The sequence below is a fragment of the Paenibacillus sp. FSL H7-0714 genome (assembly GCF_038003765.1).
GTDB lineage: Bacteria > Bacillota > Bacilli > Paenibacillales > Paenibacillaceae > Paenibacillus_AQ.
The window spans coordinates 4,286,162-4,312,709 of record NZ_JBBOPT010000001.1; the positions used below are offsets into that span (position 1 = coordinate 4,286,162).

Annotated in this window: 30 protein-coding genes and 1 pseudogene; 6 read left to right on the top strand and 25 right to left on the bottom strand. The window is 41.6% G+C overall.

Features of this window, described 5'->3' with window-relative positions:
- Nucleotides 1–7: 7 nt before the first annotated feature.
- The 8 genes and pseudogenes from NST34_RS19110 to NST34_RS19145 all read right to left on the bottom strand — a co-directional run bounded on the left by NST34_RS19110 (nt 8) and on the right by NST34_RS19145 (nt 6,305).
- On the bottom strand, nt 8–466 hold the full coding sequence (locus NST34_RS19110) for an NUDIX domain-containing protein (protein WP_076286185.1): 459 nt from the start codon (nt 464–466) through the stop codon (nt 8–10).
- A 163-nt stretch (nt 467–629) separates the two neighbouring features.
- A pseudogene (locus NST34_RS32165) lies at nt 630–1,024 on the bottom strand (DUF6678 family protein).
- 21 nt (nt 1,025–1,045) lie between these two features.
- Nucleotides 1,046–1,960, bottom strand: coding sequence for a phosphotransferase (locus tag NST34_RS19120; RefSeq protein WP_076286187.1), 915 nt, complete (start codon nt 1,958–1,960; stop codon nt 1,046–1,048).
- 144 nt (nt 1,961–2,104) lie between these two features.
- Nucleotides 2,105–2,284, bottom strand: coding sequence for a hypothetical protein (locus NST34_RS19125; protein ID WP_076286188.1), 180 nt, complete (start codon nt 2,282–2,284; stop codon nt 2,105–2,107).
- A 25-nt stretch (nt 2,285–2,309) separates the two neighbouring features.
- Nucleotides 2,310–3,776, bottom strand: coding sequence for an amidase family protein (locus NST34_RS19130; protein ID WP_341129572.1), 1,467 nt, complete (start codon nt 3,774–3,776; stop codon nt 2,310–2,312).
- Between the two features lie 234 nt (nt 3,777–4,010).
- Nucleotides 4,011–4,460 (bottom strand): hypothetical protein, encoded by a 450-nt coding sequence (locus NST34_RS19135; RefSeq protein WP_341128568.1) that lies wholly within the window; start codon nt 4,458–4,460, stop codon nt 4,011–4,013.
- A gap of 243 nt (nt 4,461–4,703) precedes the next feature.
- Nucleotides 4,704–5,186 carry an NUDIX hydrolase gene (locus tag NST34_RS19140; protein ID WP_076286190.1) on the bottom strand — a complete coding sequence of 161 codons (483 nt, stop codon included), beginning with the start codon at nt 5,184–5,186 and terminating at the stop codon, nt 4,704–4,706.
- A gap of 126 nt (nt 5,187–5,312) precedes the next feature.
- Nucleotides 5,313–6,305: a phosphotransferase enzyme family protein gene (locus NST34_RS19145; protein ID WP_341128569.1), complete on the bottom strand. Its 993-nt coding sequence runs from the start codon at nt 6,303–6,305 to the stop codon at nt 5,313–5,315.
- Nucleotides 6,306–6,972: 667 nt separating this feature from the next.
- Between NST34_RS19145 and rsgA the strand changes: the two genes are divergently transcribed.
- Nucleotides 6,973–8,046 carry a ribosome small subunit-dependent GTPase A gene (gene rsgA, locus NST34_RS19150; RefSeq protein WP_341062082.1) on the top strand — a complete coding sequence of 358 codons (1,074 nt, stop codon included), beginning with the start codon at nt 6,973–6,975 and terminating at the stop codon, nt 8,044–8,046.
- The gene (locus tag NST34_RS19155) at nt 8,043–9,059 is read left to right on the top strand and encodes a phosphotransferase (RefSeq protein ID WP_341062081.1); all 1,017 of its coding nucleotides are present in this window, start codon (nt 8,043–8,045) and stop codon (nt 9,057–9,059) included. Before rsgA ends, NST34_RS19155 begins: the two co-directional genes overlap by 4 nt.
- A 188-nt stretch (nt 9,060–9,247) precedes the next feature.
- Here NST34_RS19155 and NST34_RS19160 read toward each other — a convergent pair whose 3' ends face one another.
- From NST34_RS19160 to NST34_RS19205, 10 genes are all read right to left on the bottom strand, one after another.
- Nucleotides 9,248–9,775: an aminoglycoside adenylyltransferase domain-containing protein gene (locus NST34_RS19160; RefSeq protein WP_341128570.1), complete on the bottom strand. Its 528-nt coding sequence runs from the start codon at nt 9,773–9,775 to the stop codon at nt 9,248–9,250.
- A gap of 131 nt (nt 9,776–9,906) precedes the next feature.
- Nucleotides 9,907–10,047: a hypothetical protein gene (locus NST34_RS19165; protein ID WP_341128571.1), complete on the bottom strand. Its 141-nt coding sequence runs from the start codon at nt 10,045–10,047 to the stop codon at nt 9,907–9,909.
- A gap of 16 nt (nt 10,048–10,063) precedes the next feature.
- A complete protein-coding gene (locus NST34_RS19170) occupies nt 10,064–10,864 on the bottom strand; it encodes an aminoglycoside 6-adenylyltransferase (protein WP_341128572.1) in 801 nt (266 codons plus the stop codon).
- A 92-nt stretch (nt 10,865–10,956) separates the two neighbouring features.
- Entirely contained in the window at nt 10,957–11,814 is an 858-nt protein-coding gene (locus NST34_RS19175; RefSeq protein ID WP_341128573.1) for a GNAT family N-acetyltransferase, read from the bottom strand.
- 124 nt (nt 11,815–11,938) lie between these two features.
- On the bottom strand, nt 11,939–12,460 hold the full coding sequence (locus tag NST34_RS19180) for a phosphotransferase-like protein (protein ID WP_341128574.1): 522 nt from the start codon (nt 12,458–12,460) through the stop codon (nt 11,939–11,941).
- Between the two features lie 216 nt (nt 12,461–12,676).
- Entirely contained in the window at nt 12,677–13,126 is a 450-nt protein-coding gene (locus tag NST34_RS19185; RefSeq protein WP_042189271.1) for a DUF1569 domain-containing protein, read from the bottom strand.
- Nucleotides 13,127–13,367: 241 nt separating this feature from the next.
- Nucleotides 13,368–13,778, bottom strand: coding sequence for a hypothetical protein (locus tag NST34_RS19190; RefSeq protein WP_218640896.1), 411 nt, complete (start codon nt 13,776–13,778; stop codon nt 13,368–13,370).
- A 107-nt stretch (nt 13,779–13,885) separates the two neighbouring features.
- Complete coding sequence (locus tag NST34_RS19195; protein ID WP_341128575.1) at nt 13,886–14,140, bottom strand: hypothetical protein; 255 nt, start codon at nt 14,138–14,140, stop codon at nt 13,886–13,888.
- 169 nt (nt 14,141–14,309) lie between these two features.
- Nucleotides 14,310–15,791 (bottom strand): DUF4179 domain-containing protein, encoded by a 1,482-nt coding sequence (locus NST34_RS19200; protein ID WP_341128576.1) that lies wholly within the window; start codon nt 15,789–15,791, stop codon nt 14,310–14,312.
- Nucleotides 15,784–16,353, bottom strand: coding sequence for an RNA polymerase sigma factor (locus NST34_RS19205; protein ID WP_339241986.1), 570 nt, complete (start codon nt 16,351–16,353; stop codon nt 15,784–15,786). Before NST34_RS19205 ends, NST34_RS19200 begins: the two co-directional genes overlap by 8 nt.
- A 367-nt stretch (nt 16,354–16,720) precedes the next feature.
- Between NST34_RS19205 and NST34_RS19210 the strand changes: the two genes are divergently transcribed.
- Nucleotides 16,721–17,473: a YdcF family protein gene (locus NST34_RS19210; RefSeq protein ID WP_341128577.1), complete on the top strand. Its 753-nt coding sequence runs from the start codon at nt 16,721–16,723 to the stop codon at nt 17,471–17,473.
- On the opposite strand, the gene ybaK is transcribed toward NST34_RS19210, so the two are convergent.
- From ybaK to NST34_RS19235, 5 genes are all read right to left on the bottom strand, one after another.
- Complete coding sequence (gene ybaK / locus NST34_RS19215; protein WP_341128578.1) at nt 17,462–17,935, bottom strand: Cys-tRNA(Pro) deacylase; 474 nt, start codon at nt 17,933–17,935, stop codon at nt 17,462–17,464. The genes NST34_RS19210 and ybaK overlap by 12 nt on opposite strands.
- Before the next feature lie 96 nt (nt 17,936–18,031).
- A complete protein-coding gene (locus tag NST34_RS19220; RefSeq protein ID WP_042189285.1) occupies nt 18,032–18,283 on the bottom strand; it encodes a YolD-like family protein in 252 nt (83 codons plus the stop codon).
- A gap of 86 nt (nt 18,284–18,369) precedes the next feature.
- On the bottom strand, nt 18,370–19,188 hold the full coding sequence (locus NST34_RS19225; protein ID WP_341062070.1) for an SPL family radical SAM protein: 819 nt from the start codon (nt 19,186–19,188) through the stop codon (nt 18,370–18,372).
- A complete protein-coding gene (locus tag NST34_RS19230; RefSeq protein WP_341128579.1) occupies nt 19,185–19,718 on the bottom strand; it encodes a methylated-DNA--[protein]-cysteine S-methyltransferase in 534 nt (177 codons plus the stop codon). The genes NST34_RS19225 and NST34_RS19230 overlap by 4 nt, the downstream gene beginning before the upstream one ends.
- The gene (locus tag NST34_RS19235; protein WP_341128580.1) at nt 19,708–20,328 is read right to left on the bottom strand and encodes a bifunctional transcriptional activator/DNA repair enzyme AdaA; all 621 of its coding nucleotides are present in this window, start codon (nt 20,326–20,328) and stop codon (nt 19,708–19,710) included. The genes NST34_RS19230 and NST34_RS19235 overlap by 11 nt, the downstream gene beginning before the upstream one ends.
- Nucleotides 20,329–20,540: 212 nt before the next feature.
- Between NST34_RS19235 and NST34_RS19240 the strand changes: the two genes are divergently transcribed.
- Complete coding sequence (locus NST34_RS19240; protein ID WP_076286206.1) at nt 20,541–21,080, top strand: MerR family transcriptional regulator; 540 nt, start codon at nt 20,541–20,543, stop codon at nt 21,078–21,080.
- Nucleotides 21,081–21,187: 107 nt separating this feature from the next.
- On the opposite strand, the gene aspA is transcribed toward NST34_RS19240, so the two are convergent.
- Together aspA and NST34_RS19250 are read right to left on the bottom strand one after the other, a co-directional pair.
- Nucleotides 21,188–22,612: an aspartate ammonia-lyase gene (aspA, locus tag NST34_RS19245; protein ID WP_042128747.1), complete on the bottom strand. Its 1,425-nt coding sequence runs from the start codon at nt 22,610–22,612 to the stop codon at nt 21,188–21,190.
- Between the two features lie 297 nt (nt 22,613–22,909).
- Nucleotides 22,910–24,586, bottom strand: coding sequence for a hypothetical protein (locus NST34_RS19250; protein ID WP_341128581.1), 1,677 nt, complete (start codon nt 24,584–24,586; stop codon nt 22,910–22,912).
- Nucleotides 24,587–24,821: 235 nt separating this feature from the next.
- Between NST34_RS19250 and kduI the strand changes: the two genes are divergently transcribed.
- Both kduI and NST34_RS19260 read left to right on the top strand, forming a co-directional pair.
- A complete protein-coding gene (gene kduI / locus NST34_RS19255; protein WP_076300614.1) occupies nt 24,822–25,655 on the top strand; it encodes a 5-dehydro-4-deoxy-D-glucuronate isomerase in 834 nt (277 codons plus the stop codon).
- Nucleotides 25,656–25,787: 132 nt separating this feature from the next.
- Nucleotides 25,788–26,543 (top strand): DeoR/GlpR family DNA-binding transcription regulator, encoded by a 756-nt coding sequence (locus NST34_RS19260; RefSeq protein WP_076286209.1) that lies wholly within the window; start codon nt 25,788–25,790, stop codon nt 26,541–26,543.
- The last annotated feature ends 5 nt before the right edge of the window (nt 26,544–26,548 follow it).

A 26,548-nucleotide genomic window follows, 5' to 3' on the forward strand; every position in this document is an offset into this window, starting at 1 on the left:
TGGTGTATTAAGATCTAAGTATATTTGTATTCCCGTTTAGCATATCTTCAAAAACTGGTCGTTGAACTTTGTTTATTTGATCCAGTGAGATATCGTTAATATCCCAAAACTGTAATTTCAACGATTCGCATAGATCGTCCTGATATCTTATCGCATCCCCATCCTCAGATAAATACTGATTATAATCAGTCCAGGCATTGAAAAGAAACATAACAAAAACAACCTTGTTGCCATCAGGATAGGAGTATTCCATCCTTGGACCGCTATATACAGCGTAAAATTCACAATCCGTAACAGTTAATCCTGTTTCCTCAATAACTTCCCGGATCATTGTCTCTTGGATAGTCTCACCTGGATTCATGCCTCCGCCTGGTAATCCCCAGTCTCCGTAATCGGATCTTTGCTGCAATAAAATTCTTCCTTTACTATCTCTTATAATTGCTCCGCCAGTTACAACAATCCGCATTTATAGTAGCTCCTTACTTGGTAGAAATACATAAGTTGATTATTCTAGGCTTTTAAGGTAAAGTCCTTTCAAGAATTGAATTGTTGAATTATTCTGCCCGTTACTTTAATAGGCTTCAGATAAAGCCGGCAGCAGTTGTTATTGTGCTATCGTGTCCCGTTAGCTAATTGATTACCTTTGAAAAGTGAGAAGTATTTGAAATGTATCCATAAATGAAAAATGTATTGTTTTCTTCTCTATACGGAATTCTTAATTCATGTAAAATCGAAAGAAATTCTTTACTTATGTCAATTAATTCAGGAGCTTAGCTTGATATGGCGGGGTAAAAGGGAGTTTATTTATTACATCACTTTGTAAGTTTCCCCACTTAGTGTCATTCATAACTGAACATAATTGTTTCTGTGTAATAACTTCATGTACCCTTTTTTTAAAATCCAGTTCATAACCCACAATAAAAAACCCTCCTGAATAAACAACATAAAGCGGCATCAGAGAAGGCGGATCGTACCTTATCGCGGCCTTTAAACTACAAAATGGTGCCGATAGCCATAGCCCCATAGCCGCAACGAAATAATGAGCCTAATCCGACAGTGCCCGCATGATGTTGGATTTCGCCTCTGCCGCAATCGCTTCATTCCCGTCATCGACCGCTTGCATTAAGATCAGTATGGGGATGTATACCGCGATCAGCCGCGCCAGCAGCTTCGTTTCCTCGTCCGCTCCTCCGTACGTTTCGAAAAACACGCCACGAGCGTAAGGTGGTAAAAAGCTATAAGCAACGCTCAAATCGCAAGCCGGATGGCCTACGCTCAGATCGCCCCAATCAATGATGCCGGAAACGATCCCGTTCTCATTCACAAGCATATTTTTGAAATGAAGATCGCCATGTAGCAGTGCATTCACCGCCTCGACACGGTCCTTTTGCAGCCTGCTAATATACGCTTCGATCACACCGGACTCCTCCGGCGACAAGTGTTCAACCACCTTCGATAGAAAGCCCTCCAATTTCACTTTGCGCGATGCTATGTCCGTCAAGTTTCGATGATCTTGCTGAACTCCGCACTTCAGCGCCGCCTGCACCGGAAACTCATGCAATCTCCGCAAAAATTTCGCCAGCGTCTCTGCCGATAAAGCCCGGCGTTCTTCCGTCAAACCGATTGGGAAATCTCCTGGCACGTAGGCATAGCCAAGAAATGGTGTCGGGTATTCGTCACTTGCTTCGCCATAAAACAACGGTTTCGGATAGGGGATGGTCATATATGCCTCCAGCTTCGGCAGCAGCTTCCCTTCCATACGAATCGAGCCAACTGCAATCGTTCTTCTTGGAAACCGGAACACGTACTCGTCACCGATGAGAAAAACCGTATTGTCCCAGCCCCAGCCCAATCGCTTCACTTGCTTCGATGACAGCTGAGGGAATTGTCTGCCGATCAGCGTCCGCGCCTGCTCTTCGTTAACCTCCCACTCCGCATCCCATACATTCGTTCCTCCCATGAATTGTCTGCCTCCTCGTTCCTTACGTTATTTAGATGTTTACATTCCCTGGAAGTTACGCATAACTGACCGTTAGTTCAATGAAAAAAGCAGGATACCTTAGCTCCTGCTCTTCAATTTGTATTATTCAACTATCGTGTCCCGTTAGTTCAACAACTTTTTCATTTGAGCATATACAAATGCGTCAATCGATCTTCTATCTGGGTCATAAACCCTGGATGCTTTTAATTCATCATCGCTCAATGTTTTTATGTATTCGTTCAGTTGATATTGTTCTTCAAAATCTAAGGAACCGCTCTGAGTTACCAGAGACCATATCCACATTATTTTCACCTCTGTCTCGTACCCGTTAGTTAAATACAGGCTTTTTGCGATGTTTCGTTATTTGTTCAAAAGAATAAGCTATACGAATTAAAGTAGGTTCGGTAAATGCTTTTCCGGCAAAAGTAACGCCGAATGGTCTGCCATCCGCCCCATACCCCGCGGGGATAGCAATCGATGGATAACCAGCTTTGGCACATATATCCGCTCCAATATAAGCAGGAAACATGATCGCATCTAACTGATGACTATTTATCGCATAATCAATTCCTTCGTTCTGGGCTAGATATAAATCCATAAGTGATTCCAAGATATAGTCCTTATTTTTCAACGGCTCGGTTAAGCCCTCCCGGAATTTCAACATATCTTGACCGTATTTTAGAGCTTCGTCAGCATGCTTTTCATTCCAATCGATAAGCTCGGACAATGAATGAATCGGCATGTGTGCCGGAAGGCGCTGCAAATAATTTTCCACCCCATGTTTGAATTCAAAATTCATCTTGTTCCACTGCCATGGCCCATGGAACGAAGGAATCTCGATATTTTCTACCACTGTGGCTCCTGCTTTTTTCAATTCGGAGACTGCTTGATCAAATAACTCCTTATTATATTCACCAGACTCACGTACGTAATCCGGTACTTCACAAAAGACCCCAATCCTCGCTACTTGTAGTCTTTCCTTGTCCAAAAATGCAGTGTAATCTTGTATACCATGGTCATTACGCCAGGTTGCTGGATCGTGCTCATCCCTCCCAACCAATGCACTAAGCAGAGCTGCCGCATCTGAAACCGTCCTTGCCATCGGCCCTGCTGTATCTTGTGAATAAGAGAAAGGAATAATTCCTGAGCGGCTGATTAAGCCGACGGTCGGTTTAATGCCGACGATAGACATTTGTATGGCCGGACTTAGAATTGAAGCAGAAGTTTCTGTGCCTATCGCCGCCCCCGCAAAGCTCATGGCAGCTGCAGCTGCCGACCCAGTACTGGATCCGCCTACGAAAAAATCACCATACGGGTGCGCGACCTGCCCTCCCTTTGAACTATAACCCGCCCACATCGTCGAGGAAATACCATTGGCCCATTCTGTCATGTTCGTCTTTCCTAATATGATGGCCCCGGATTCTCTTAGTCGGCTAATCAGGAAAGCATCCTTCGCACTTACATGCTGCGCCAGTGCCAAGGCCCCCGCACTAGTGCGCATCTTGTCACTGGTCTCGATATTATCCTTCACGAGAATCGGAATGCCATGAAGAGGTCCTCTACTCCCCTTGCGCTGACGTTCTATGTCGAGTGCTTCGGCAATGAAAATGGCATCGGGGTTAATTTCCATAATGGAATTTATGTGGGGACCATCCTGATCATATTTTGCGATACGTGATAAATAGCAGAACACTAATTCTTTTGAAGTCAATCTACCTTGCTCCATCGCGTTTTGTAATTCGTATATACTTGCTTCTTCTACGTCAATGTGATTCAGCTTAAAGGGATCTTTCATATTCATGTACACGACCCATCACAAGTTTTATATTGTTTATTACGTTCAATAGTATCACGTTGTGAAGACATCACTACCAGGATAGAACAAATATAATTAAACTACCCTGCCCGTTAGCGTAATGATGATCTGTCATCTATGGTACGGTTCTACTTAATGGCGCGGTGAATTAATTTCATAAAGTACCCTCACTGCTTATAATATTCTAGCACGTAATCTTGCTTGTGCAGAGTGTTAATGCCCACGGATGTCAAGATCACTTAATGGATAGTTACTACTGCCCCAAGTATAAACAATATATTTGTTAATTAGTTTTTCATCTGCTTTCAATGCTTTGAATTTCAAGTTACCATTAAGAAAATCAATGTTATTACTCACTTGCTTTTCAACGATGTAACTCCACTCATTCTCGCGATACTTTGAATAAAAATGATTTAATTCTTCTAAAGTTAGTTCCGATTTGATTAAAATAGCGCCAAAAAATTGCATTCCATTTCCATTCCCAATTAATTTTCCAGCTGATGATAAATCATCTATCAATTCAGTTTTGTCTGGCAAAGATACTTCTACTAGATCTTTTTTTATGGAATATGCAATATAATTGTTAATAAATGGAGTGGATACGACTAGTAAAACAAGAGCACCTACTGCAATTATTAAAATGATTATGAATGTTTTCTTCAAGTTAACACCTCTCTCAAAAAATATAAATATCCTACCGAACCACACAGGTTCAATACACTTAGAAACCCCTTTTTTATTACGCTATGACAGTATAGACGTTAGACATTTTTTAAATTTCAATTTAATGGTATATAATCCAATATCAACATTTCTGTTACTCAGCTAACCTGCCCGTTAGTTGAACAAATAAAAAACGGCTGCCGAAGCAACCGCTATTGCACTAACGTGTCCCGCTAGGTTAAATCAAGCCCCTTTAAAAGCCAATAAATCTTTTGTGTTAATATGTTTAATATCAGAAATTTGCCCACTTGTAAGCATCTCATAAAGACCGTCAGGAACAAGTTTATACTGAAGGTTTTCTTCAAAATCATCTAAGTTCTTCCAAACAGCTATAAACTTTTTTTCCCCCTCAATCCCTTCAAATTCATTCTTGTTATAATTATCCATTCGACTAAAGCTCGCTTCATAAATAAAATCATATTCATGTCCAATTTCTCCATACCAAGGGAAGATGTGCTCGATAATCCCTATCAATTTTGGTTCAATAATATCAATATTAATTTCCTCTTTTACTTCTCGTATTACAGCTGATTTGCTATCTTCCCCATACTCAATCGTGCCACCAACTGGGCGAAATGTAATGATACCATCTTCTTCCGGGAATTGTTCAAGTAATATTGATTCTCCTCTTTTAATAATGCAAAGTGAACAAGCTCTATATCGCAAATTTTTCACTCCTCATAGTATCTTATTTTTCAAATATATTCCATATAAGCTTTGCGTTATCCTGCCCGTTAGTTGAGAAACAGCAGCCCATCAACTTGGCTGCCGTTTATTCATGTTATTGCTCTTTTAAGTTATAAAATTTAAAATATCATCGGGTTCAATTAGTGAAATATTGTTTTCCATATTATATCGGGCACGCTTCAAGAACTCCCTAGACCAACCATCGAGTGCTTCAATATTTCCGTTTCGATAGAGAGCTGAGTAAAGGATAGCTTGTCTCAAATCCATAAATAGTGGTAAGTCTCTTAATAATCTTATATCAATCGTATTTTCCTTTTCGTAACCTTCCAAGAACGAAATTAGATACCTTTTCACAAAAGTTGAAACATCTTCATCAGGACTAGGCACTGCAATACCATAGAATAAGTTAATAGAAATATCTTGCGTGAACCATCCGTATTGACATTCATCAAAGTCAAATACAGTGATGCTTCCATTTGGTTGAACTGTATAGTTACCAAAGCAAAAATCACCATGAATAAGTCCGAAATTTTCACTATCACGTGATAATTTATGGATACTCTGCATCAAGGATTCAAAATGAGCGATTACAAGGCTCTGGGAAGAAGGAATATATGTTATGAATTCTTGAAGATAACTATTTTCATGCCAGTCGTATCGTGTTATCTCGGCTGTACTAGGAACATATTTTTTAGCTAGTGCGTGCATTCTCCCTGCAATTTCTCCCAATTTATTAAACTCTTCATTTTGAGATATTTCATCACTCCATGAGGCACCAAGCCCTTTTTGGAATGCTACAACAAAAAAACCATCCATCTTTTCAATTAGCTCGCCGTTACTTGATTTCACTGGAGTGGATACTGGAACACCGTTTTTCGCAAGATATTGTATCCATTCTAATTCACCATGTATAAGCTCCAGCGTCCTGTGAGATTCATGTATTATCCGAATGATGAGATTACGTGCTTTGTTTTTACTACCATAGGTAAAGTTTTGATTCTTCCCCAATAAAATTAACTCTTCAGGTATGAACCCATACCTTTTTGCTGCTTCAACTACAATCTTATCCGTAAAAAAGGCTTCAATTGTTGGATTCATATTTCACCTCATTATTTTTAATTCAAAGTGTTATCTCCATTCTAGTTCATTCTCTATTAGCACTTCTTTCCTCGAAGATTTTTCACGATAGTATTTTCCATTTTTCTACCTATTTCCATATATGCATAAAAAGAAGATAGACATTAGGTTTTATTTGTAAATAACTGCCACGTAACCTGCCGATTAGTTCAATGATTAATTACTAGTATTCAATGAGTTTCTTGTCAATTCCTGCAATTTCGCCGATCTTTCATATACCCTCCCATAGATTATTGACTTAACATCAGTAGGTACTTTCTTTCGTACTCCACTACGATTTGGAGAAAAGTAAGAATTGATTTTTTTTCCAAAATAGGTTATTTTATAGACAGCTTAGCGATAAGCAAGTTCCTGACACGAAGGGAGATGTGTTTTAGTGGCAACTACTTATATGGTGGTTTGGTCTTAAAACTTAATAGTTGGCATACACGAAAAAAGCGGGGAAACTCCCCTATTATTTGGTATGCCATCCAAAGTAACCTTTCGTGAATATTGCTGTTTGCAAGATACGATGAAGGTCGTGTCTTTTTCGCGTCCTGATGCCGCGTGACAGCAGCTTCTTTAGAGGCTGCTTGTCCGTGGCATTTTTGCGTCCAAAAACAACATTAAAGGAGCTAACAAAAAAACTATGATGAATTTGAAAACCTATGGCTACACAGAAATAGAAGCAATCCCCGACGGATTATTGCCCGGCAGGGTGACGGAGCTTCGGCGCGAGCGCTTCACGGTCATGACCGAGCGCGGCGACGTAACGGCGGTGCTCAAAGGAGCATTCTATCACAGCGTGGAAACACGCGTAGATTTTCCATGCGTCGGAGATTTCGTCTTGCTGCAATACAACGAGAGCGGAGATTCGCTCATCGTTACGGTACTGCCCCGCCGTTCCAAGTTCTCACGCGCAGATTACTCAGGGCATGCCGTAGGCTACGCCAAAACCGTGCGGGAACAGGTCGTTGCAACCAACTTTGACTATGTGTTTATTCTTTCTTCTTTGAATTGGGATTTCAACGTTACCCGCCTCATGCGGTACCTGACACAAGTCAGACAGAGCGGAAGTCAGCCAGTCGTCATTCTGACCAAGGCTGATCTCGTTGAAGATTATAATCTCCCGCTCGCAGAAGTTACACAAAGCATCCCTGATGTGCCAGTTCATGTGGTCTGCAGTCATACTGGCCTGGGGCTGAACGAACTCGCCCCCTACTTGATGCCTGGTAAAACAGTCGTCTTTCTCGGCATGTCCGGCGTCGGTAAATCATCTCTGCTCAATGCATTGATAGAACAGGACGTAATGAGGGTTCAGGCGATCCGAGAGGTTGATAGCCGGGGGCGGCATACGACAACGCACCGTCAGCTGTTCATGCTCCCCTCCGGTACGATGGTCATCGATACGCCGGGAATGCGTGAGCTTGGGCTTTTTGATGCCGGCGAAGGCATACGTGCAAGCTTTACCGATGTGGAGGAATGGTTCCCGCAATGCCGGTTTGCAGATTGCCGCCATCAGGGCGAGCCGGGCTGTGCCGTTCTCGCCGCGCTTGCCGACGGTTCGTTGCCGCGTGAACGGTGGGAGTATTATGTTGCCCAGCAGCATGAGCACAAGTATGTCCAGGATAAAACAAGCTACCTCATCGACAAGAGGGCTCGAAATAAAACGATAGCTATGTCAAGCAAGCAAACGAAGAAAAACGGAGGATGGAAGAAATGAATATTAAATTTGAAACGCTGATCTATGCCTTAAGCCGACAGTTCAAGAAGGATATTATCTCGGCTGACTGCCAAACTATGCCGTTACAGGGCGGAACTGTGGGAAATGTGCACCTGGTAAACGGGATCGCCGAAACCGCGGATGGTGAAAAAATGCCGTACCGTATCGTGCTGAAAATTCAAAAGAAATGGGAACGTTACAACGATCCGGATTCCTGGCGCCGGGAATATGATCTCTATATGTCTGACTTGGGAATGACGTTCTCGGATATCTTCCGCTGGCCAACATGTTACCATGCGGAGATGAATACCGAAGAAAATGAATTCCAGCTGTGGCTGGAATATATCGATGGCGTAACCGGTTTAGACTTAACCGGTGACATGTATGAACAGGCGGCGCTGGAGTTAGGACGCTATCAAGGCAAGCTGTATGCGGAAAAGCCCGCTGTGCTGCAGAGCCTGACAAACCTGAGTCATGCGGATCTCATGAAGAATACGTATCTGCATTACCGGTCGTGGCCAGTCGTCTACGATTATATACGCTCGGAGGACTGTGAATTCCCGCAGCACATGCGGCAAATGCTCATCGACATCGATGAGCACGCAGATGAGATACTCGCCCGCATCGAGCAATTGCCCCTAGTGCTATGCCACCGGGACTTCTGGGTGACCAATCTGATCTATGCCGACGGGAAAATCGCGCTCATCGACTGGGATACATGCGGATGGGGCTACATGGGTGAGGATCTCGCAAGCTTGATTGCGGATGAAGCGGATATCGATCACATGGTCGAATACTACCAACGATGTGTCCCTGCGTATTACAAAGGTTTTTCGGAGTATGCAGATGCATCCCCTATCGCCGATCATTGCGTCTTCGAATTGATCCTTCTCATATTCGGGTACAGGCTTGTAGAGTGGTATCTCCACACAGAGGACGATGACGAGAAAACAAAGTGTCTTCATACGCTCCAAAAAATCCATGAAATGAAGAGCAGCCCTGCGCAGGGTTGACTCTAAAAAAAGAACTCCGAAACCCCTTGAATATAGTGGGTTTTCGGAGTTTCTTTCATTACTTTCATTCGGTCGATCGACAATGGAAATAAAGTTCTAGACTGTCGCTATTTCACTTAACTAACGTGTTCTGTTAGCGAAAAATCTATTATTAACAGTCTTTTTTATAGGACTAAAAAGATTCTAGTTTAATGAATTGTTGTTTCGAGAACTCTGTCCAGATCATTTGATGCTTCAATAATGGCTGGCTCCAAATTACTCAACCATTCGGAATACTCTAAACGTGTTACCATGGATGGATCCTTCCTTAGCTCCTTGCATCTCTTCAAATTCTCTTTCCATCCGCTACTAAGATGTAAAAGCCCCCAGTCTGCTGCATGGCTTTTAGACAAGATGACACCTTCCTGCCACCAAGCAATAAATTTAGAAGCTAATAAGAGCCAGTCGACGGAATATAGACTATTCCCCTTGCCAAACTTCCGCATGCAATTGGCATATTCCATAAAAAAACTAATGAACTCTTCCTTCGAGTACGATGGAATATTGTCTAGATGGGACTCACCATACAACAAGATACTCTGCTCCTTAATCGTGTACAGGGTGAACAGGTCTAATTTATTTTCCGTCCAGACGGATTCGCGCTTTGTTCCCCACCATAAGCCACTGCCCTTTTCACCATTCAGCATATTAATCGTAAGAAAGGCATCCTCAAGCATATCGGTATAGAGGTTGGGGATTTGTCTATCGACGGATCTTCTAAGAAGGGATGATCTATAATTGGATCTTTGTTTGTTTAAAAGTTCGATTTCATTTTGGTTAAGGTCCTCTCCAATTAAGACGAGAAAATCTAAATCCCCGTATCCACAAATATGGACAAAGATTGCTCAAGTGTTTCGTCTTCAAATGATTGGATAAACAATTCAATCGCTCCATTTTGAATTTCTATTTTTAGTAGGGTTCCCGTAGTTATGTATCTGCGATCACTCACAATAACCCAGTAATGCTTATGGGTTGGTATCCGCTAAATTCTCGCTTTCTTTAGATTGTAATAGCATGACATGAGCCTCTGCTACGGCATTACGAAACAACTTGTCTATCAATTCGATGCGATCTACTATATCTTCTACGGTTCTTACACCATATAGCTTTTCCAAGGTTAGTACCACTTCGACAGGAAAATCCCGAGACCCATGAACCAAGAAGCTGTCAGCTTGGAATGGTGTATAGATTATCCGAAGTACATCTACAAGTGGATTCACAACAAACTTATGATAGTAAATCAACGACTCTAAAAAAAGTCCGCGTTTTGTATATTTGACAGCTCGGTTCCTTTGACTGTAAATACCCTGAGCACGTATCAATTGTGATTGAAGTTGTGAATGGTGAGTCGTGTGATCAACGTTTTGATACTTCACGATACCTGTCTTATCTATCAATATAACGGGTACGACAGTTTTGTCTTCGTTAATGAATAAAACAGGGACACTCTCACTTTGGATCGTCACATCAACTAAGAGACTATCTGATGACTCCTGTAGGTGGTAAACCTTGTAGCGGTTATTTGTGGGTCGACCAGTTTCTTCATAGGCAATATCTACTTTTCCTAATCGATGCATACAGGCATCCAACCGGGTGAATGCAGCATCTATGCAGCCTTCTTTTGTATAGCACACCAAATCGATATCAGAATACTCGTCCAAAGTTTTAGTACCATCTGAACCCTCTAGCCAGATAGCTAAAATATAATTTTCAATTCCAAGGTCTGATACAATTGCGTTTAGAATGGTCTCACGGTTAATCGTCATAGCTAAACCTCCCATGTATTTTCATATAATAATAGTTTTATCACCGGTTTACTCCTGTCATTTTGGAAAGTTTTCGTTTTAAACTCTCTTTTTTAATAATTGAATCTTTTCAAATAATCACTAATTATACTCTGATCCTGATGCCACCATAACATTGGAAAATCATATTTTTTTGCAAACCCTAACTTTTTCGCTAGCTGTATCGATCGTTCATTGCCAGCGTCACAATTATAATTCGGCACTAGATTATGGTTCAGACAATGTTCGATAAATGCTGCACCCGTGAGTGTTGCTAGCCCTTTATTCTGGTATTCATCCACGGTTACGATATCGATATCTGCATACCCTCCACCTACAAAATAAGAATTACAAACACTTACAAAATCATCATTCACCATAAGACAGTAACCAAATCCTCGATCCGAAAAGTGTTGTGCCGAACTCCATAGCGAATCATAAGAAGCGTCCATTTCATTTTTGTATTTATCGAATAGCGCTTTATCCATCTGTTTCATAACAAATTGTTCTTGCAATGCGTTAAGTTTTTTTAGATGTTGGAATTTTGATAGATCGAATGTAAAAGAAGAACGGTGCAATAATAGAGTCTTTCCCGCTAAGCTTTCGCTAATTTGAAACAGTAGTTCAGGTGTTGAAGCATAAAGATCGTAGTATTTTGAATGATTTTGATTATTTCGCAAAAATTCAACTACATCGCTCATGAAGCACTCATTGTCGCCCCTCTTAACCAAAAGATACTGTCCATATGAATTGATAATAAGACTGCAGGTAGGATTTTCGTTGTGATCAACGAACACTTTTCCAGATTGATTTCGCTCAATTACGGAATATGCAAACACAGGTTCATATGCTAGATTTTTCAACAGTGGCAGAACGTGAGCGTAGTTTTCTTTAGATAATTCTATCATTTCATCTCTCCCTTCAAATTTCATCTTTATATAAGTTCCTTGTTAAATTAACCTGGACGACAGTTGAACAAATAAAAACGGCTGCCGAAGCAACCGCTATTATACTAACCTTCCCCGTTACCGGAATGTGTCATCTCGAGCATGTAATTCAAACTTCATCTTCAAATATACTTTTTAAAATCAAATCTGCACATTCTTCGGAAGTGTTTAAATGTGTGTTGACTTTACAATTATACCGGATATCTTTTGCCATGATTTTGTGTTGCCAATCAGAATGGTCCTCGGTTCTATTTTCTCGTGCAATATTTCTCTGACGGCAAATGTCTAAAGGGCAAAACACTTCAACAATGTATAATGGGTAACCAGAAAATATATTGTTCACTTTTTCATAATGCGGTTTCAACTCAGGCCTTTCTACCATAATGCCATCAATAAGTACATTTTTACCATGGTCAGAAAATAATTTTGCTGTATGATACATCATGATAATTGCTTCACTTAAATACTTCCAATAATCTTCACGAAGATAACGTTCACCTACCATTTCTTCAAAAAGGTCATTGGCAACAACATAAAAAAATTCATGCGATTTTAACTGTAAAGCATCTACTATTGATGTTTTTCCAGAGCTCGTAACACCGTTCAAAAATACGATTCTACCCTTGTTCATCCTGATAAGCCCCTTATTAATTCAATTAATCTCATTTTAATATTTAAACTGTAAGTCTGGAAATAAAAAACAACTATAATTGAACTATACTACCGTTAGTGAACAAATAAAAAACGGCTGCCGAAGCAACCGCTATTCCTCTATCGAGTCCCGTTAGTACAGCGAAGCCGTGTTACTGCACAAAACTGAACATTTATTAATCATTGCAAAAAAATACTAAGCACCAAATTGTCTTAAATGATGGTCTAGATGTTTATAAATCCCTTTACCCCATTGCTCAGGAGTAAACTTGCCGAAAAAAGGATGCGGATGGGATGAACATTTCTCCGGACCGTTTCTTTGGAAAGTTAAAATCTTTTGTTTCAGTTTTTCTTTTTCTGTCATAAAGTCTCTTTCATCTACAATAAGTATGGTCGGAATTGTTGACATATTGTGTGGTACCGGCTTGTCATTATAGAAAATAGAATTCACAAACCTTCCTATTAACCTTCCTAGCCAATATCTAGGGGGAAAGGAATTTCCCAATGCGATATCTTGAAATGCTGAGCAGTGAGCCAACATTTGAGCAACATTCATTGTTCCCCATTGTGGTTTTGAATTTGGACTTAAATTCTCGATACGGTTCAGTATTTCTGCTGTATGCAATTCATTGTATATATTTTCCATTGATACACTCCATTAATTTTTCTGAGGAAGTTTACATATGGTGTAGTCCAATACGATTTCCTGCATAATCTAGAACCTTCTGGTTTGTCTATTATATTCATAATTGCTTCAGTACAATTCGACAGCATGCTGTCAATCTAATATTTACCATTTTCCATCAATCTATCCTTGGCTCACTAACCTGCCCATTAGTTGAACAAATAATAAACAGCTGCCTAAGCAACCGCTATTCTACTAACGTTTACCTATGTCGTCCCTCATCAACCCTATTCTTCGCCAGTACTCTTATATCTTCGTCATCATCGTTCAATAAAATAGTTAAAACTCGAAATGTCGCTTTTTTGTTATAGACAATTCGTTTTCTAACTGAGCTATCTAAATCTTTTGCCAGTTTCATTTGTAAACTTTCTGGTAGTCGATTTTTTGTAGCAACATTAAATCTAACCCTTTCATCTGCATCGTCAGCTAGAATTTCCATAATCTCAATAGGAATTGATTTATTATGTGCTACCCATTCACGCATTTCAGGGTACGTTTCAATTACTTGTAACCAAACCTCAAAAGGTGCTTCATCCCATGCAGCCTTCAGATATTCCTCCATGTTATCACTAAGCCTTAACCTTACAAATTCTTCAGCCGAATTAATCATCATTCAACCCCGATAAACAGATTTATTCACATTTTAACATAAAAATTTAGTTCAACTAACCTGCCGTTAGTTGAACAAATAAAACCGGCTGCCGAAGCAACCGCTATCGGTTAACTTTCATCTTTGAAATGAAAATGTTCATGATGGATCGTATTCATTCCAACCAACTTACTACTCTTTCTATGGTAATATGCGAAGTTATTATTTAGCGGCATTCGAAGTAATTGATAATTGTGATCTCTTGGTAAAGCTTCGACTTCATTAATGGCTAACTCACGCGTGGTATAAATACCGATTGGAAAGAAATTCGGAAAATCAGTTGAAGCATCAGCAACGAAAATCCCCCAAACATAATCATTTGGCATATAATTCACCCGTCTCCTTTATCGCTCAATAAGACAAAGAGCAGCTGCCGCGGCGATCTGCTCCTTGTTTTAAGTAACTTTCGTTCCCCGTTAGTTGAACAGACTCGAACGGCTGCTACCAGACACTGTTAAACGATTAAAAGGCCATGATTTTCCGCTTTCGCTTTTCTTATTTATCTTCTTTTGGCATTGGCAATGGTACTTTCCAATCCAGGTCATAGCTCTTTTTTGCCAATTCTGAAGTAAGACTGAGCTTTTGAGGGAGTTCTTTCATTTCATCACTTTGCAGTTTTATTCGGATATGATTTCTGCCTTGTTCATCCTTTCCAATCATTTTAAAATCTCCACCTGTTACATTGTATATTTTGTCCTTTTCATCCTTTATAGTCCAACCAAAACGATTAATAATTTTATCTGTGTCATCATCCACTAAGATCGTATCTGCTAGATTAATATATGATATATCCTTTAAATAAGCCTCTAGTAAAATAGTAGCGTGCTTCTCATTCTTTGGAGATGCTTCATTTAATGGTTCGTCAAAGGTTACGGACATGATCTCAATCGTTTTGCCACCCTCATCTACTCTTACAGGTTTTTCAGCAAGCTGTTTTGGCTCAAATGATACGCCTAGCGCATACGGTTCTGTTTTTTCTAAAGAATCCAATACTAGTGTATATTGATGATCAGGAGACAGGGGAGCAAATCCATACTTCCGATTAGAATGACCGTATTCTCCCACGGCCTTGCGTGAAATATCAAGCGCCCTAGTTAAATCTTTTACTTTCTCTCCTTTTTCATTTTCAACATGAAAATTCAGTTTATAATCATCATAGCGAACATAAGGATCAACTGAATCTAGTTTTCCTTTCACTTGTTTACTTTCCTCTACTAATCTTTTCTTTGCCTCTTCCGTCCATTTCGTTTCATAATCCACACGGGCAGCAGTCGGTGAATGCATAATGCTATTTAGATTGATTTGCAGTCCCTGTGGTGTGGTATACGTCTTATCGATTGGTAGCACCTTGGATGCCTTAATTGCTTTTTCTAAATCAATAGGAATCTTTAAGGCCCAATTTCCTTTAACAGAGTCGATCTGATTCCCCTCGAACTGTAATAAAAGGTTTTGTTCTTCTGTTTCCCCCGGTTTTTTTAGAGTGAGATATCCGTAATTTTCTTGGATTTCTACCATATAAGTTTTAGTTTTTTTAATTACATTCCCTTTCAAATCTGTTACCTCTACGTTACTTATGTGAAGCTTATCCGGATGAATAAAGTTCTTTTGCTGATCCTTGATCGAATAAACAGCCACAATTCTCATCGGATCAGCTAATATCTCCTCTATTTCAAGAGTATAGCCCCGATCAGTAACAGAGGCATTTACCTTCTGTGAAAAACCTTCCTGTGCTGCATATTGCAGTTCTTTATCAGAACCATTAAATAACGATTTAACATAGGCCGCAAAGGTAGGACTCACCGATATCGTTAAAAGCAAAGCGCAGCTGATTAAGACAGGAAGTACCAAAGTGCCTAGTAAACGCGACCTTTTTCTTTTATAGGCTACCACTTGGTCAGGAATCACAAAACTAGGCTGATCCAATTCTCCAGCAACATTTTTTAGAGTCTGTGCAATTTGTTTGTCAAGATTAGTCATGCATGTTCACTCCCATCTCGGTAAATACTTGTGTTTCTTTGTTAACTTGTATTTTTTCAGCAATTAAGTTTCTGGCCTTATGTAGCCTTGATTTTACCGTTCCCTCAAATACACCAAGGATTTTTGCAATTTCAGCTATACTAAACTCCTCATAATAGTAAAGGATAACTACTGAGCGATGTTTCAGCGTCATCATCTGAATCGCTCGCCAAATCTGTTGCTCTTTCTCCTTTTGAAGAATACTCTCCAATGGGTTTTGCCCAGGGTCAATAGAGTCCAAATATTCTTCCGTATTTTTCTTTCTACGCACCATATTAAGTGCACGATGTGTCACAATTTTTATAAACCAAGCTCGAAACGATGTCCCTTTTCGTTTATCATATCGATAAAGTGATTTATACGCTTCCCATAGTGCTTCTTGAACGGCATCCTGAGCTAGATGATAATCATGAACGATCAAAAAAGCGACTCGAAATGCACTAGTTAAGTGAGGTTGAACAAGTGTTTCAAAATCAACTGGACCTCCTTCCTTGGGTATTGGAAAATGATGATTTTCTTTCACTTAAAAGACCTCCTCGTTTTTCCTTTCACTTCTTATTCACCAGTTCTCGTATTTTGGTTCATAAAAAGAGGAAAAAACTTTTCCCTCACTTGGGTGAACTGCTACTTGCGAGGTTATCAATAAATTCCTCCTTCTTATCGGTGGCACTTAAATATATACTGCAGCGAAAATGAAAAAGGTTGGGGATTTTAGGGAAAATTTATTCAGCTATCCTTCTCTTTAGCTTAATGCCGCTCCCAATCTAGTTCTAGATTAGGCTTCTCATCAAATAAAAAAAGACCGTTTCGGTCTTTTGTGCAACTTCGAACACCCCAACTCATGTTACAATACAACCTGAACTCATACTTTACGAAGGCGGTTGATACTGTTGATTTACATCATCAAATTTGTATACAGCTTTGTGCTTCCTCCAGGACTTTTCATCCTACTTCTGCTCGGTCTTATCATTTGGTTATGGAAAAAGAACCGTCGTCCTGCGCTTGTCCTGCTTGGCGTTACACTGCTTATGTATTTCTCCATGACTTCCTTAGTCAGCGATGCGTTAATCGGAGGTTTAGAACGAAAATATCCTCAACCGGATACATTGCAAGGAGATGTCATCGTTGTGCTTGGTGGAGGTGCAAGCTCTGGGACACCGGATATTGATGGCGAGGGCAACTTATATGGATCAGCAGCGAATCGGCTAATTACAGCTGTACGACTACATAATGCAAGTGGTTTACCCATCCTATTCTCTGGTGGACAAGTCTTCTCCGACAGCGGCAATGAAGCGGATATCGCCAAAAGACAACTCCTTGGACTCGGTGTCCCCGAAGAGGATATCCTGACCGACAATCAATCTCTTAACACGGAGCAGAATGCTGTAAATACCGCCGCAATCCTACAAGAGATGGGACTTAAGCGTCCTGTACTAGTCACTTCAGGGTTTCATATGCCCCGCTCGATGCAGCACTTCAAGAATGCAGGGCTAACAGCGCAAGCTTTTCCTACAGATTATATCGCCAGCGCACAATTTTCGTTGCAACCCTCAAAGTTCACTCCTTCGCCAGGAGCCATCTCCACTACAGGCACAGCCTTGAAGGAGTATTTAGGTCTTCTTGTTGCTCATCTATTTAATTAGATCTGTGAATTTCGCATTTGTTACCCCTGCAAGAAGCTGCGGTGATACATCCATTTGTTGACCAATTTTTCCGGCGCTAACGGCTATCGTTTCCTGACTTTCTGCGCTGCTATCAATGAACGTTGGATATAGCTTTTTCATACCGACTGGTGAACATCCACCACGGATATAACCCGTCCACTTCTGCAAGTCCTTCACTGGCAGCATCTCAATCTTTTTCTCTCCGGCGGCCTTGGCCGCCTTTTTGAGATCCAGCTCCTCAGCAACCGGTATAACAAATACATAAAGATTTGCTCCGCTATGAGCGACCAAAGTTTTAAAAACCGTCTCTGCCGCCTTTCCAATCTTCTCCGCAACTGCCGTACCATGGATTAGTCCATCCTCGTTGTCATAAAAAAACACTTCATATCCAATTTTCTTCGCATCTAGCATTCGCATCGCGTTGGTTTTGGTTACTGCCATATCTGATCTACCTCTCTTTAATCTATTCGATACTATATGGTCAAAGAGGCCCCAAAGCCAACATGGCTCACAGGACCTCTTATTGCTGCGTTCCCATTAATCTCTGGGATAATTAACTTGCATAATATCCATAAACGGAACTTTTTCGATACCTTCGTTTTTACTGATGTGTACTTTTCCTGTCCGCGAGTCCATTTCTACAATCGTTCCGCGCACCTGTTCTTCTTTTCCCCATACGGTCAATAAAATCTCAGAACCTTCTTGCTTGGCTTCAACTAACTGATTGCCTAGCTCCTCAAGTACAAATTCATCTCTTGTGGGCCGCTTGGCCACTTTTGCTTTTGCCACTCTACTCCTCCAATAAGCGATTACAGGTATTAAGTATTTTAAAATACTAAGTATGAATGCTCTCGTTTATTATATCATGTTTCAGTTTAAGGCTCGAACCCCTTCTGGCTCAAGAAAAGCTCATCTTCATTAAAAACACTCTGGAGTCCATCGTACACCCTGCGATAAGCCGCCGGATCGTACCATTCTTCCAATTGCAGCTCTTCATAAAGGGAATAAATACCTAATCTCCGTGTCCGTTTGCCCCCACTGCCATCTCCCATAAAATAATCGTCGATACAGACCCTATCCACCAAACCCCTTAGGATCTCTGGAAAAGAAGTGCTGCTTGGCAATACCGGAGCGATGGTTGCTTGAACAGGAATGCCCGCTTCACGCAGTAATTTCAGTGTCTTTAATCTTGCTGAAATGGGCGGAGCACTTGGTGTGAATTTTTTGCGAATATCTTCACGATCCGTCTCTACAGTCATACTCACGCGAACCTTGTCTTCTAAGCGTAATAATAAATCTATATCTCTGCGTACGAGCGGACTGCGCGTCTGCACGAACAGAAAATCGGGCGGGGTCTCCACCATAACCTCCAGCAAAGCCCTGGTTACCTGCTCCTTGTGCTCTATCGGTTGGTATGGATCTGTACTAGAGGACATAAAGATGGAGACCGTTCCTTTGGACTTTGCTTTCAGGAGTTCTTTGCGTAAGATAGCTGCAGCTTCTTGTTTGACATCTACCCACGTTCCCCATTCCTCTTGGCGAAACAGTGAAACAGGCATTTGACGCACATAACAATAAGAACAGCCATAAGTACAGCCGGTATATGGGTTTAAAGAATGACTATATCCGTTCAGATAACCCGTCCCTTTATTTAGTAAGGTCTTTGGGGTTTTGTACTGGATCTCAATATTCATAATTCTAGAGCACTCTTTCCACTTTCCAAATTAAGCAGCCTAGTCTTCATCTCTAATCCCCCGCGGTAGCCAGTTAAAGTTCCATTCTTGCCAATGACTCGGTGGCAGGGCACCGTAATTAGTATCGGATTTGCACCTATGGCCGTCCCTACCGCGCGCACTGCAGCAGGCTTTTGAATATGTGTGGCGATGTCCGAATAAGACCACGTTTGTCCATATGGGATTTCACATAACGCTTTCCACACCGCGAGTTGAAATGGAGTCCCCCGATAGTCAAAAGGAATGCTGAATGCCTGCCGTACCCCTTGCAAATATTCGATCAGTTCCTGTACAAATGGAACCATTTTCTCATCGTCCTGCACCAGTTTACTTTCAGGAAATCTACGGCTGATCCAGTCACTCATTTCTTCGAATGGCTTCTGCTGCGACCCCACATAACTTAATCCTTTCTCCGACGCTGCGATATAGAAACTCCATTCCTTATAAGCTAGCAATGTCCAGTATAGGATTGCACTTGGTCTACTCTCCATTTTTCTGTACCTCCAAGAATAATTCAGAATGATTCGTTAATTCTAATTTGTTAAGCTGTCGATACTTCATTGGGGTAAGCCCCGTCTTTTTCTTAAATAAGGTAATAAAATACGACGTATTTGGCAGACCCACATGTAATCCAATATCAGCTACATCCCGAGCCGTGGTAACCAAATATTCAGATGCCTGATCGATTCTCTTTTGCTGTATATAATCCACTGGAGTGATTCCCGTTACTTTCTTGAAGGTTCGATGCAGATGATAAGGGCTTCCATGACAGACTTCTGCCAGCGTTTCAAGAGAAAGAGGTTCATGATAATGTTTGTCGATATATTCAGTCATTACAGCCACCCATTCCTTATCCGGTAGCCGCTCACCCGTCGGTTTGCATCTTTTACAGGGACGAAATCCAGATTCTAATGCTTGTTCTGCATTTTGAAAGATACGTGCATTCTCTCGATTAGGTGCTTTGGACTTACAGGAAGGTCGGCAAAAGATTCCCGTAGTCTTCACAGCATAAAAGAATTTTTCGTTATAAGCTGCATCATTTTGCAAAATAGCCTGCCATTGCTCCTCAGTCATCTTTTCCACTTCTCCACTCTTATCCATACGATTCACCTCTAAACCAAGTATACCCCGCTACTGGGTCATCTGTACTCATTCTAGAATGTAAAAGCAAGATAGTGAAATACAAGAATGGTGAGATTGCTCGTAATTACACTTTGTTTATCGAATCCGCACTTCCTTTGTCAACCTTGCAGGGAGCAGCAATTGAACAACGAATTACTCATAACATGACTACCTGAACTGGAGGAATCAAAATGGAAATTCTGAAAACAAAGGATGCCGCAGAGCTGCTGTCCGTTAGCCAGACTACGATCAAACGTTGGGCTGCTATGTTCCCTGATTTTTTCCCAAAAGACCGGTTTGGCCACTATACATTCTCAGAGCAGCAAATCAGCTTGCTTAGTCATATTAAAGACCGCATTAATCACGGAGAACCACTAGAGAGTATTCAATTAACTGACTCGAATGAAAAGCAGATGTCCACGTCACCGCAAGATCCACTTCATCCCACAGACGCTGAGCCTATGCAAGATATATTATCCCGGATTCATTATATTGAACGTACACTCGATCAAAAAGCTGACGAAGTAGTCATGATACAGTTGCTTCAGCAGCGTGAGGAGCTTGAAGATCTGCGGATAATGATCAAACAATTAGCGGCAACCCTAGAACCAATGCAAGTTTCAAAAGGCAACGCCTTCACATCTAATGAAGCTTCCCATCCCGTTACTACTGCAAGGTTGCCCTCTCCACCAAGAAAACGTGGTCTATTACGCTCATTCTTTTTCCTGTAAGCCTGAAACACAAAAAGAACCTACTTCTAACTAACGTTGAAGTAGGTTCTTTTTAAATATCGTTGGACATGGATGACAAAGTCAGCGATTAACGGTTAGGTAATCCCCTATTGCTTCTGCAATAAAGCTGAGCCTGCGATTCCTGGATGCGTCATTTCGTATGGGTCCAGAATCAGATTGAGCTCTTCCTCGGATAACACATTATACTTAAGGCACAATTCACGAACAGATTCTCCTGTCAAAATCGCCTCACGAGCAATACGTGAAACCACTTCGTAGCCCAAATGTGGGTTAACCGCAGTAATGATTCCGACACTCCGCTCCACATCCCGCTCTAGCTTCTCTTTATTGGCTTCAATACCAGCCAGACAGAAATCTGTGAAGACTTGGAAGGAGTTGTTCATGATGCTGATGGACTGAATGAGATTAAACACTAGAACTGGCTCCATAACATTCAGTTCCAGTTGACCCGCTTGGGAAGCCAGACAGATTGTATGGTCATTTCCTATCACTTGAAAAGCTACCTGATTGATGACCTCTGCCATAACCGGATTAACTTTACCTGGCATAATGGAGGAACCAGGCTGGCGAGCAGGTAGTGAAATTTCATTAAACCCTGTCCGCGGGCCGGAGGCCATGAGTCGAAGATCATTAGCAATCTTTGACATGTTCATCATGCAGACTTTTAAGGCAGCAGATACTTCTGTGTATGCATCTGTATTTTGCGTAGCATCCACAAGATGATCTGCAGTAACTAGCGGCAATCCACTTATTTCAGCCAAATGCTCTACAACCACTTCGATATATCGAGGGTCAGCATTTAATCCAGTTCCTACAGCCGTTGCCCCCATATTCACTTCATACAAATGATGACGTGTATGTTCAATACGTTTGATATCTCTCTCAAGTACTCTGCGATAAGCCTCGAACTCTTGGCCCAGACGAATCGGCACCGCATCTTGTAGATGCGTGCGTCCCATTTTTATAACCGGATCGAATTCCTTGGCTTTGTCTGCAAACACCTCATGCATTCTGCGCATTGTAACAAGCAGTTGTTCCAGAAGAGAAAGCGTCGCAATATGAATAGCCGTCGGGAATGCATCATTTGTAGACTGCGCCATATTCACATGAGAGTTGGGACTTAAATGACGATAGTCTCCTTTTTCATGACCAAGCAGCTCTAATGCTCGGTTAGCAATGACTTCATTGGCATTCATATTTAACGAGGTACCTGCACCACCCTGTATAGGGTCTACAATAAATTGTTCGTGCCATTGACCTTCGATGATCTCATCTGCTGCTTTCACAACAACTTCTCCAAGCCCACGATAGAGCCTGCCGATTTCCATATTTGCAAGCGCAGCGGCTTTCTTTACGATCCCCATCGCTTTGATTAATTCATTGTGCACTCTATAACCCGTAATTGGAAAATTCTCTACTGCGCGTAATGTCTGAATCCCATAGTATGCGTTCTTATCTACTTGTTTGCTGCCTAGAAAATCATTTTCTACACGAAATTCAGTTCCTGTCACAGTAAATCCCTCGCATTCTTTGAGTTAGGTTTGAACGGATTTAAGAAAGCGCATTCATTCATATGTCTCACTTAGATATTAACCTTTATTGTGATAAATGTCTCTCATAAAATTAGAGATTAATGTAATTAATTTCAAATAAGATTACGAAAGCCTTGCCCTTAAAGGAAAGCTGGTTTTTATTAGGAGTAAATTTCCAATTGAAGCTATAGCATAGTATGCGCATTTATAATATAAAAAAGCCGACCTTTAGGTCGACTCCATCCAAACTTAACTCACAACTATGTTGAGTTCTTATTAAACCGTATAGTTCTCCAAAGAGATCTTCACACCATTCAGCAAAGCTCGCGGTTGCTCTGACTCGCTCTTCATACTCAAATGCAATCTATCGCCATTACTGGTCGTATAATGAGCCGCCAAGCCGCCTTCCATCTCAAATTGGGGTTCATTATGGGCCATTGCTATTACGAATGCATCCAGTCCGATGATGCCACGCTCTGCAGACTCCTTAACACCGATCGCCTCAACGATCACCCCACCCGGCATCCCTTGAACGGTTACCTCAATGTATCCCGGACGTTCCTGTAGCTGGTACGATTGAGATAAATATATTGCGAAATAGACATCCCCAACCTGACCGAATAAGGCGTTCGGGTCTTGCATCCAATCCCCATGAGGAAGAACACCGATGATCGTATTCTTTTCCCCCTGAGGAATGGGAAATAAAGAAATAACTACATTCTTGTGATAGAGGACCTCCATATAACGGCTCTGATGGCGAGGATCTCCCTCATTGTAGCCTTGACCTGGATGGAAGAAAAATAGCTGGTTGGACCCTCCTTCTCCATTCACAGGCAGAGAGAAAGTCCAACGGAGCTGTTCATTATCAAATTCCTCTACTCGTTCCCACATCCCGCCTGCTGCAAAATCCTCTGTAATATAGGCATAGGAATGAAGCAACGGTTGAGCGTTCGGATCTGCTGGGACTACCTTCTGTGTAATCTTGGTGGTTTCCACTGGCGTCCGCCGATTCATTGCAGCTGTTAAAGCCTCATCTGGTGCTTTATAGAATAGGAGTCCAGCGTATTCCGTGCGTGGCATTGCCTCTGAAAGCTTGAAGTCCCCGAACTGAACATAGTCATGAAGCACATTAGCATCCCCTGGTACATCATGTGGCCAACCTCTAGAATGTGCACCCACCCAAGCACCATGTAAATAAAACTCTGCTCTTACCTTCCAAAGATGATCAAGCATGTCTTTAAGAGTAGTTATTAAATCCGTATCCTCTGTTGGGACAAGCTCCAAAGCGCAGGTAAACGCTTGTATCCAATGCCAGAACCACGGGAGACTGCCGTATTCTGGCATACCCTTAGAGCGGATGTATGTCAATGTGTCCTTCAAACTTTGCCGACCATCCTCAACGAGCACATCATCTGCAAACATAGTGCCAAAAATCAGCTTTGCTGCTGTATATTTCGCTTCATGATGTCCAAAAGTGATTACCGGCTTACGGTAGAAATCACTCCGATAAATGTGTCCAAATGCTGTATTCAGGACAATGCGAAGTTGAGCGTTTAGTGCTCCACCATATCTTTTGCAAAAGTAGGCCATCAGACTGCCCATAATTTCCACAGGCAATTCATGCGGCGAAGCCTCACGTGGAACCGGATTCAATCCAAGCGGCCAGTGCCCGTATAGCTCCGTGCCAGGTTGACGATTCTGTAGCATTAATGTCTCTAGTAACACATCCTGTGCCTTCTGTTTCGCTTCTTCCCGGTCAAAAGGCAACGACAAAGAATCATCTACTGCAGCTGCAAAAAGATATGAGGCATAATAAAAGTTATTTCGCACATCATCGTGGAACCAGAGTCCACTCTCAAGCAGAGGCCGTCTCTGCGCTTCCAGCGCTATACTTATAATGATTTCTTGTTGACGGTCCTGATAAGTACTCTGAATACCATTCGACTCCAGCATTCAAGTTCAACCTCCCACATCTCAATTTTCAATAGTATGATAACAATCCTATAAATGAGAACTAAGCATTTTAGATCTATTGTGCACACTTTTCGTTCATTTGGCAATTATTAAAACTTAAAAATAAACTAAAATGAACCAACATATAAAAACAAACACTTGTAATATGAACATAAATGGAGTAAATTGTACTTATACGAACGAAAATATGCTTGTGAAGGAGATTGAATATTCCATGGAAAGACGTTTTGCATCCCACCCTAATGAAGTTAAGCAGTTTGACACTGATCGCCTCCGTAAGGAATTCCACATTCCTGTCATTTTTGCACCAGATGAACTGAAACTTGTACTTACCCATGAGGATCGCATGATCGTTGGCGGTGCTAATCCTGTTAAGGAAGAAGTTGCACTTACAACTGACCTTAAAGAACTTGGAGTTACTTACTTCTTGGAACGCCGTGAGCTGGGGATCATCAATGTTGGCGGTAAAGGTTCGGTTATTGTCGATGGTACAGAATATGAAGTAGATTTCAAAGAATGTCTGTATGTCGGTCAAGGTTCTAAAGATGTTATCTTCAAAAGTGCAGACGCTTCCAAGCCCGCTAAATTCTATTTGAATTCTGCGCCTGCTCACCAGTCCTATCCAACTACCAAAACCACTCTGGCTGAATCCGAATCTGGTGCGATGGGCGGTTTGGAGAACTCCAACGAGCGTACCATTCACCGGTTCATTCATACAAACGGCGTGCAAAGTGCTCAGCTAGTTATGGGTATGACTCAACTGAAGCCAGGTAGCATGTGGAATACGATGCCAGCACATACACATCCACGCCGGATGGAAGCTTATTTCTATTTCGATCTACCGGACGATTCCGTTGTGTTCCACTTGATGGGAGAGCCTAATGAAACTCGCCATATCGTAATGCAAAACGAACAAGCGGTTATTTCTCCAAGCTGGTCCATCCACAGTGGTGTTGGTACTCATAACTATACTTTTATCTGGAGTATGGCTGGCGATAATAAAAGATATGATGATATGGACCCCGTATCCATGAAAGAACTACAATAGAGACAAGCTAAAACGCCTTCGGCGTCCTTTTAAGGACGATAAGCGTTTGTGCGAGAATTATAAGGAAGAGTCTAGCGTGAAACTTAAACTTTCTTATAATTTTAATCAATTACGGAAAGCTGAGGCAAGCGGATGAACCCGATACGACGACATGAGATGATTATGGAAGTTATGCTGAACCAAAAAGATGTAACGGTGAATGAACTGAGCGATAAGCTACAAGTTACGGGAAAAACAATTCGTGAGGATTTAAGCAAGCTGGAGGAGCAAGGACTGATCGTACGTGTACATGGCGGAGCTGTGCTGGCACAAAGCGACCAGTTTGGTATTTTGCCCTCTAAGGATCCATTGGATAAGTATTCCGACGAAAAAACAGAGATCGCCTTGCGCGCGCTTGCTCATATTGAACAGGACGATATTATAGCTCTTGACGGCGGGAGCACAACGCTTGAAATTGCCCGACGCCTGGACAATATGCCTCTAACGGTAGTCACCAATGATGTATACATCATCAGCGAACTGGTTCCCAAAGATCATATTCGTCTCGTCGTTCCCGGGGGTTACCGTGTCCGCAATATGTTGGCCGGCCCTGAAGCCGTCTCCTATGTGCAACAACTTAATATTCAAAAAGCATTTCTGTCCTCGACAGCTGTTCATATCGAACATGGACTTTCTATTTATACAGGAGATTTAATTGAGTTTAAGCAAGCCCTTGTGTCTACTGCCCGTAAAGTGTTCGCGGTTGTGGATCATCATAAATTCGGCCAAACTGCGCTGCGTACATTCGCTTCTCTGCAGGAAGTTGACGTTATCTTGACAGATAAAGGACTCTCACCCGAAACAGCAGAACAGTTCCGCAGTGCAGGCATTGCCATTGAATGTGAGTAATAACG